The following is a 7,410-nucleotide window of genomic DNA, read 5'->3' on the forward strand; positions in this document are numbered from 1 at the left end:
GGCGCAGGCAATGGCCGACCATCTGACCGAGGTGGCGGGCCTCTATTGGAACAAGGCAGGAAGGAAACGATGAGCGACGGGTTGGTGGTGATGGTCGAGTTTCGCCTGAAACCGGCCGCGGTCGACGAGTTCCGCACACTCGTCACCGCCAATGCCCTGGCCTCGGTCACGGACGAGCCCGGCTGTCGCCGTTTCGATGTGGTCACTTCGCCCGAGGATCCTACCGAATTGCTGCTCTACGAGATCTATGACGACCAGGCGGCGTTCGACCGCCACCTGGAGACGCCACACTTCTTGGCCTTCAAGGAGCGCTCCGCCGACCTGGTCGCGAGCTCCACGGTACGGCTGCTGGAGCTTGCCGAGCACTGCAAGCCGAGTTCGGGAGCCCCGCGATGAGCTACGCGACCATGCGCGAGCTGTGCGAGGATGCAGCACCGAAGTTCGGCCACTTCGTCGTCGAGTTCGCAACCCCCGGGATCGGCCATATCCTGAAGAATGCCGGCTGCGACTTCGTCCTGTTCGACTGCGAGCATTCCGGCTTCGGCTTCGAGACGGTGAAGTCGGCGGTCCGCTACCTGGAGGCGGCCCGCCTACCCGCCATCGTCCGGGTGCCGTCGCGCGAGTACCAGCACATCGCGCGCGCCATGGACATGGGGGCAGAGGGGATCATGCTGCCGATGGTGTCCACGCCCGAAGAGGCGCAGAGCATCATCGACGCGGTGAAATACGTGCCGGAAGGCAAGCGCGGCGTGGCGCTCGGCATCGCGCATGACGCCTATCGCGGCGGCGACGTGCTGGCCAAGCTGGCCGCCCAGAACCGGCGCTCGGTAGTGTTCGCCCAGATCGAGACCAAGGAGGGCGTCGACAACGCCGACGCGCTCGCCGCCATGCCCGGGATTGACTGCCTGTGGGTCGGCCATTTCGACCTGTCCTGCTCGCTGGGCGAGCCCGGCCAGTTCCAGAGCCGCACCTTCCTGGATGCGATCGACACGGTCGCTGCTGCCTGCCGCCGGCATGGCAAGCGGCTCGGCCGCCTGGTGCCGGACGTCGCGACCGGAATCGAGTATCACGGCAAGGGCTTCGACTTCCTCTGTTATGCCGGCGACGTCTGGACCTACCAGGCGGCGGTGAAGAGCGGGATCGACGGGCTGCGCGCGGGCTGCGTTCCGGCGTCTGCACCGGAAAAGCTCCAGAAGAAGAACGTCGAGAAGGGCAAGTGAGCATGGCCGACAAGTTCAGGGTGGCGCTTTCCTCCGACTTCCGGAAGGCGGACGGCTCGCCCACCTACCCCTCCTTCGACCTGTCGCCGCTGATCTCCGACCCGCGGATCGAGATCGGCTATGTTGACCCCGTGGACGGCGTGATGCCGGCCGAAGGGCTGGCGGGCTATGACGTTCTGATCCTGCTAGTGCCGAAGTTCACAGCCGCCAGCGTGCCGAAGGACGGAAGGCTGGCGGCGGTTTGCCGGTTCGGCGTGGGCTATGACAGCGTCGACGTCGGAGCCTGCACGGACAATGGCATCGCCCTGGTGATCACCCCAGACGGCATCCGGCGGCCGGTCGCCGTCTCGATCGTGACCTTCGTGCTGGCGCTTTCGCAGAAGCTCCTGATCAAGGACAGGATGACCCGCGAGGGGCGCTGGAACGAGCGTTCCGAGCACATGGGCATGGGCATCGTTGGGCGTACCTTTGGCCAGCTCGGCATCGGCAATATCGGTGCCGAGGCGATCCGGCTGCTCAAGCCGTTCGAGATGAAGGTCATCGCCCACGACCCCTATGCCGACCCGAAGCTCGCGGCCGAGCTGGGCGTGGAGCTGGTGGGCTTCGACGAGCTGTTCCAGCGCTCGGACTTCGTCTCGGTGTCGGTGCCGCTGTCGGAGGCGACCCACCACATCGTCAACGAGCGGGCGCTCAAGCTGATGAAGCCCAGCGCCTATCTGATCAACACCTCGCGCGGTCCCACGGTCGACCAGAAGGCGCTCTACTGGGCCCTGGTGGACGGCACCATTGCCGGCGCCGGGCTGGACGTGTTCGAGGTCGAGCCGGTGCCGGCCGACGAGCCGATCCTCCAGCTCGACAACGTGATCGTCTCGCCGCACGCCCTGTGCTGGACCGACCAGTGCTTCGCCGGCAATGGCGCCGGCGACGTAGCCGGCGCGCTCGCGATCCTGAACGGCCAGAACCCCAAGGGCGTGGTCAACCGGCAAGTGCTGGATGATCCGCGCTTCCAGGAGAAGCTCGCCAGGGCGAAGGCGAGGTCGGCTTGACATAGGAGGCGGCCCAGCCTGGCCGCATGATTTTGAGGGAGGCAGAACAAGATGATGCAGCGTCGTCGTTTCTTCGAAGCCACCGCCATGGCTGGGGCACTCGCCGCCCTGGCACGGCCGTCGTTCGCCGCGGAGTCCGCGGCGAAGAAGGCGGTCGAAGCCGCCAAGCAATATGCCGGCACCGAGATCTCGATCGTCTGGGAGGCCGGCCTGCAGGCGCTCGACCCGCTGAACTTCAGCGGACCGCTCTGGGAGAAGGAGACCGGAATCAAGGTGAAGGTCGTCGAAGTGCCGACCTCGGAGATGTTCACCAAGATCCTGCAGGAGCACCGGGCCGGCACCGGCGCCTATGATGCGCTCAACGTGATCCCGGCCTGGATGCCGGACCTAGTGCGCGCCGGCGCCCTGGAACAGCTCGACGAATATGTCGACAAGTACGGCTATCGCGACGAGCTGCAGGACATCGCCCCGGTCTACCGGGACAACCAGATGACCGTGGACGGCAAGATCTACGGCCTGCCGGACGACGGCGACGTCTTCATCATGTACTACCGCACCGACATCCTGGGCGACCCGGAGATCCAGGAGGCGTTCAAGGCCAAGCACGGCTACGACCTGCCGGTGCCGCCCAAGACCTGGAAGGAGTTCGACGAGGTCGGTGCGCTGATCACCGAGGTGACCGGCGGCAAGCCCTATGGGGCCGCCTTCATCCGCGACCCCGCCCAGGGTCAGTTCATGTTCCAGGAGCGGTTCCGCAACGAGGGCGGCATCTTCTTCGATGCCGAGACCATGAAGGCCCAGGTGAACTCGCCGGCCGGCGTCAAGGTCTTCTCGGACTGGGTGGCCGAGAACAAGTGGATGCCGCCAGGGGTCGAGACTTTCGGCTTCGTCGAGAACCTGGCCGCTTTCCTGCAGGGCGACACGGCGATGACCCTGTCCTGGCCGCCCTATGGCCGCTGGGCCGCTGGTTATGGCACGGACGAGGCGGCGCTGAACTGGGTGCCCAAGAGCACGATCGCCGGCAAGGTCGGCTATGCCGTGACCCCGGGCGGCCATCCGCAGCTGGCATCCGGCTTCGCACTCTCGGTCTCGGCCTCCTCGGCCAACAAGGAAGCGGCCTATCTGTTCATCCAGTGGCTGAACTCGCGGGACATCTCGATCCAGCGGGTCCAGCTCCCGTTCGCCCTGCGCGACCCGTTCCGCGAGGGCCACTTCACCAGCGAGGAATACAAGAGCCGCTGGCCGGAAGCGCCGCAATACCTTGCAGCCCTCCAGGAGGCGGCGAACACCGGCATCCTCGACCTGTCGATCCTGCAGACCGACCGGTACGAGGAGGCGATCCGCCAGGGCATCTCCCGGCTATGGTCGGGCGAGGACCCGCAGGCGATCCTGGACGATGTCGCCGCCCAGTGGGACGCGGTGACCGAGCGGGTCGGCGTCGACCGGCAGAAGGCGGCCTATGCGGACTGGGCGTCGAAGCCCAACGCCTACCCGCCGAAGGCCTGAACGCGTAGGGATGCCGCCCGGCCGCTGGCCGGGCGGCATCTTGCCGTTCCTTGCTGCTTTCCCGGATTCTTCATGACGCAGCCTTTGGCCAGCTTGGCGGCCCTGACGCTTGCCTATATCCTCAGCCAGTTCTTCCGCACCTCGCTGGCCGTCATCGCGCCCGAGCTGTCGCGCGACCTGGACCTCACCACCCAGGACCTGGGCCTTCTGTCCAGCGTCTGGTTCATCGCGTTCGCCGTGATGCAGATCCCGGTCGGCATCGCCCTGGATAAGTACGGCATCCGCAAGCTGGTGGCGCCGATGGTGCTGATAGCAGCCCTGGGCGCGCTGCTGCTCGCAATGGCGCCCAATCTCGAGGTTGGCATCCTCGCCCAGGTGGTGATCGGGATCGGCTGCGCACCGGTCTATATGGGCACGCTGGTGCTCCTGACCCGCTGGTATGACCCGGCCCGCTTCGCCAGCCTGGCTTCGCTGGTCCTGGCACTCGGCAGCCTCGGCAACCTGATGGGCACCGCACCACTGGCCTGGCTGGCCGGCCTGATCGGCTGGCGTCTGGCGCTGGTGGCGGTGGCGGCGATCGTGGGCCTGTCCGCCCTGCTCGCCTGGCTGTTCGTCCAGGACACGCGCGACGGCAGCTCGGCACCGGCCTCGGGCGAGCATCCGCTGCGTGCACTGATCGGCACGCTCCGGGTCGCCCGCAAGCGCGAGCTCTGGCCACTCATGCCGATGGCTCTGATCGGCTACGGCGTGATGGTCACGATGCGCGGCCTATGGGGCGGGCCCTATCTGGCCGACATGTTCGACCTGGATGCGATCGAGCGCGGCAACGTGCTGCTGCTCATGTCGATCGGCATGATCGTGGGGCCGCTGCTCTATGCCTCGATCGAGCGCCGGACCGACCGGCGCAAGCTGCCGGTGCTGCTGGGATCCTGCATCACCCTGGCCTCGCTGGTGGCCCTGATGGTCACGGGCAGCCTGCTGGTGGCGACGGCGGCGCTGGTGCTGGTCGGATGCTTTGGCAGCGTCTTCAACATGGTGATGGCCCAGGGGCGGCGGTTCTTCGCACCGGAGGAGATGGGCCGCGGCCTGACCCTCCTGAATGGCGCCTGCTTTGCCGGTGCCGCGCTGCTGCAGGCGCTGACCGGCCAGGTCGCGGCCAGCGTGGCCCCGCCCGTGTGGACTGCGGTGTTCCTCAGCTTGGCCGCACTCCTGGCCATCGCCACGGGCTTTCTCGCCTTCAGCCGTGACCGCCGGCTCGCGGAGCTTCGATGACTCAGCCAAACGTCCACCGCCACGACCGCCGGTTCGGCTATGCAATGATCGCCCCCGCCGTAGCGATCATCCTGTTCATCGGCCTGTTCCCGCTGATCTGGACCCTGCTGGTCAGCGTCCAGAACATCTCGATGATCGACGAGGACACGAGCTTCCAGGGACTGCTGAACTACCAGCGCCTGATGTCCGACACCCGGTTCTGGGAGGCGCTGGGCCACACCCTCATGTTCACCGCGGTGGCGTTGCCGCTGGAACTAATCCTGGGCCTGGCGCTGGCACTGCTGTTCCTGGAGGAACTGCCCGGCCGGCCGGTGTTCGTGGCGCTGCTGGTGCTGCCCACGGTGATCTCGCCGATTGTGGCGGGGGCTGCCTGGCGCCTCCTGTTCGACAACCGGTTCGGGCCGATCAACCAGGTGATCTCCTGGATGGCCGGCGAGCCGGTCACGATCCTCTGGCTGAACGATCCGAACTTCGTCTACGCGGCGATCCTGATCGCCGAGGTCTGGCAGTGGACGCCGTTCATGTTCCTGCTGCTGTTCGCCTCGCTGACCAATGTCGACCCCTCCTTGAGCGAGGCCGCGCGGATCGACGGGGCCGGCTTCTGGCGCACGCTCTGGTCGATCATTCTGCCGGTGATCCGGCCGGTGATCGTGATCGCCCTACTGATCCGCGGCCTCGACCTGTTCCGGATCTTCGACGTGATCTGGGCGCTCACCAAGGGCGGCCCCGGTACGCGCACCGAGACAATCTCGATCTACGCCTATGTCCAGGGCTTCCAGCAGTTCGAGACCAGCTACACCGCCGCCATGGCCTTCGTGATCATCGTGATCCTGACGGTGCTCGTGATGGCGGCGCTCAAGCGCGTGGAGATCGCCCGATGAGGACGGCCATCCGCTTCGTCGTCGCCGTCATGGTGACGGTCCTGTTCCTGTTCCCGATCTACTGGCTGTTCACGATCTCCTTCAAGACGCCGGACGAGATCTTCAGCTATCCGCCGGTCTGGTGGCCATCGAGCTTCCAGCTGTCGAACTACACCGTCCTGTTCCGCGACGGCGACGTGATCACGATCTGGAACAGCCTGGTGGTGGCTTCGGTCTCGACCGTGGCGGCCATGCTGATCGGCACGATGTGCGCCTATGCGATCGCCAGGTTCCGGACGGGCGGCGACCATTTCTCGATCTGGGTGCTTTCCCAGCGCATGGTGCCGCCGATCGTGGTCGTGTTCCCGATCTTCCTGCTCTACGTCAAGCTCGGCTTAGTCGACACTTATCTCGGGCTGATCATCCTCTACACCGCGTTCAACCTGCCCTACGTGGTCTGGATGATGCGCGGCTACCTGCAGGAGATCCCGCGCGAGATCGAGGAGTCGGCGCTCGTCGACGGCTGCACGCGGCTGCAGGTGTTCACCAAGATCGTGCTGCCGCTGGCCCGCACCGGCCTGTTCGCCACCGCCGTGTTCACCTTCGTGTTCGCCTGGAACGAGTTCCTGTTCGCGCTCGTCCTGACCCGCAGCGCAGTTACGACCTTCCCGGTTCAGCTCACCCATTATTTCGGTGGCCAGTCGAACTTCTGGGCGAAGATCTCGGCGATGAGCGTGCTGGGCACCGTGCCCATCTTCCTCGCGGTGGCGTTCCTGCAGCGCTACCTGGTCCGCGGGATCTCGCTGGGTGCCGTCAAGGGTTGAGGGGAGAAGACGCATGACGAGCAGCACTGTCAGCCGGGCGATCGCCCTGTTCGGCACCGAGGAACCGGTCGCCGCGACCCGGACGCTGAAGGCCGGTCCCCTCGCCTGCACGCTGGACGCCGGCAATTTGCGTCATGTCCGGCTGGGCGGCCGCGAGGCGATCCGCGCCATCTCCATGATCGTGCGCGACCGTAACTGGGGCACCTATGGCCCCGAGATCGCCGATCTCGACGTCCATGAGGACGACGACGGCTTTCGGGTCGCCTACCGCGCCACCTGCTCCGATGGTGCGCAGTCCTTCGCCTACGATGCGGAGATCACCGGCCGGGCCGATGGCTCGCTGCGCTTCCGGGTACTAGGCGAGGCGCTGACCGACTTCGTCACCAACCGGGCCGGCTTCGTGGTGCTGCACGGGGTGGAGGGCATCGCCGGCGAGCCGGTCCGGGTCGAGCATGTGGATGGCAGCGTCGAGGAAAGCCGCTTTCCTGAGCTGATCGACCCGATCCAGCCGTTCAAGGACATCCGCGCGCTCAGCCACGAGGTCTATCCAGGCGTGCGCGTCACCTGCCGCATGGAGGGGGACGCCTACGAGATGGAGGACCAGCGCAACTGGCTGGACGCCTCGTACAAGACCTATATCCGCCCCCTGGCCCTGCGCTGGCCCTACACGCTGGAGAAGGGC

General features: G+C 66.4%; 7 protein-coding genes and 1 pseudogene. All 8 read left to right on the top strand.

Going from position 1 to position 7,410, the window contains the following annotated elements; all coding sequences use genetic code 11:
* The first annotated feature begins 69 nt into the window (after positions 1–69).
* Entirely contained in the window at positions 70–396 is a 327-nt protein-coding gene (locus EQG76_RS01940; protein ID WP_159710119.1) for a putative quinol monooxygenase, read from the top strand.
* The gene (locus EQG76_RS01945) at positions 393–1,220 is read left to right on the top strand and encodes an HpcH/HpaI aldolase family protein (RefSeq protein WP_159710121.1); all 828 of its coding nucleotides are present in this window, start codon (positions 393–395) and stop codon (positions 1,218–1,220) included. The genes EQG76_RS01940 and EQG76_RS01945 overlap by 4 nt, the downstream gene beginning before the upstream one ends.
* 2 nt (positions 1,221–1,222) lie before the next feature.
* Positions 1,223–2,266 (top strand): NAD(P)-dependent oxidoreductase, encoded by a 1,044-nt coding sequence (locus tag EQG76_RS01950; RefSeq protein WP_159710123.1) that lies wholly within the window; start codon positions 1,223–1,225, stop codon positions 2,264–2,266.
* A gap of 51 nt (positions 2,267–2,317) precedes the next feature.
* Positions 2,318–3,772 (top strand): ABC transporter substrate-binding protein, encoded by a 1,455-nt coding sequence (locus EQG76_RS01955; protein WP_159710125.1) that lies wholly within the window; start codon positions 2,318–2,320, stop codon positions 3,770–3,772.
* 72 nt (positions 3,773–3,844) lie between these two features.
* Complete coding sequence (locus EQG76_RS01960; RefSeq protein WP_159710127.1) at positions 3,845–5,044, top strand: MFS transporter; 1,200 nt, start codon at positions 3,845–3,847, stop codon at positions 5,042–5,044.
* Complete coding sequence (locus tag EQG76_RS01965) at positions 5,041–5,925, top strand: carbohydrate ABC transporter permease (RefSeq protein ID WP_159710129.1); 885 nt, start codon at positions 5,041–5,043, stop codon at positions 5,923–5,925. Before EQG76_RS01960 ends, EQG76_RS01965 begins: the two co-directional genes overlap by 4 nt.
* Positions 5,922–6,728 (top strand): carbohydrate ABC transporter permease, encoded by an 807-nt coding sequence (locus EQG76_RS01970; RefSeq protein ID WP_159710131.1) that lies wholly within the window; start codon positions 5,922–5,924, stop codon positions 6,726–6,728. Before EQG76_RS01965 ends, EQG76_RS01970 begins: the two co-directional genes overlap by 4 nt.
* 13 nt (positions 6,729–6,741) lie before the next feature.
* Positions 6,742–7,410: pseudogene (locus tag EQG76_RS01975) on the top strand (D-apionate lactonase); the annotation flags it as partial.

This window comes from Geminicoccus flavidas (assembly GCF_009806515.1).
Classification (GTDB): Bacteria; Pseudomonadota; Alphaproteobacteria; order Geminicoccales; family Geminicoccaceae; genus Geminicoccus; species Geminicoccus flavidus.

Bases quoted from the DNA above. Each gene is read 5' to 3' on its own strand.
- EQG76_RS01965 (WP_159710129.1), top strand. From the start codon at position 5,041: ATGACTCAGCCAAACGTCCACCGCCACGACCGCCGGTTCGGCTATGCA.
- EQG76_RS01950 (WP_159710123.1), top strand. From the start codon at position 1,223: ATGGCCGACAAGTTCAGGGTGGCGCTTTCCTCCGACTTCCGGAAGGCG.
- EQG76_RS01955 (WP_159710125.1), top strand. From the start codon at position 2,318: ATGATGCAGCGTCGTCGTTTCTTCGAAGCCACCGCCATGGCTGGGGCA.
- EQG76_RS01970 (WP_159710131.1), top strand. From the start codon at position 5,922: ATGAGGACGGCCATCCGCTTCGTCGTCGCCGTCATGGTGACGGTCCTG.
- EQG76_RS01945 (WP_159710121.1), top strand. From the start codon at position 393: ATGAGCTACGCGACCATGCGCGAGCTGTGCGAGGATGCAGCACCGAAG.
- EQG76_RS01960 (WP_159710127.1), top strand. From the start codon at position 3,845: ATGACGCAGCCTTTGGCCAGCTTGGCGGCCCTGACGCTTGCCTATATC.
- EQG76_RS01940 (WP_159710119.1), top strand. From the start codon at position 70: ATGAGCGACGGGTTGGTGGTGATGGTCGAGTTTCGCCTGAAACCGGCC.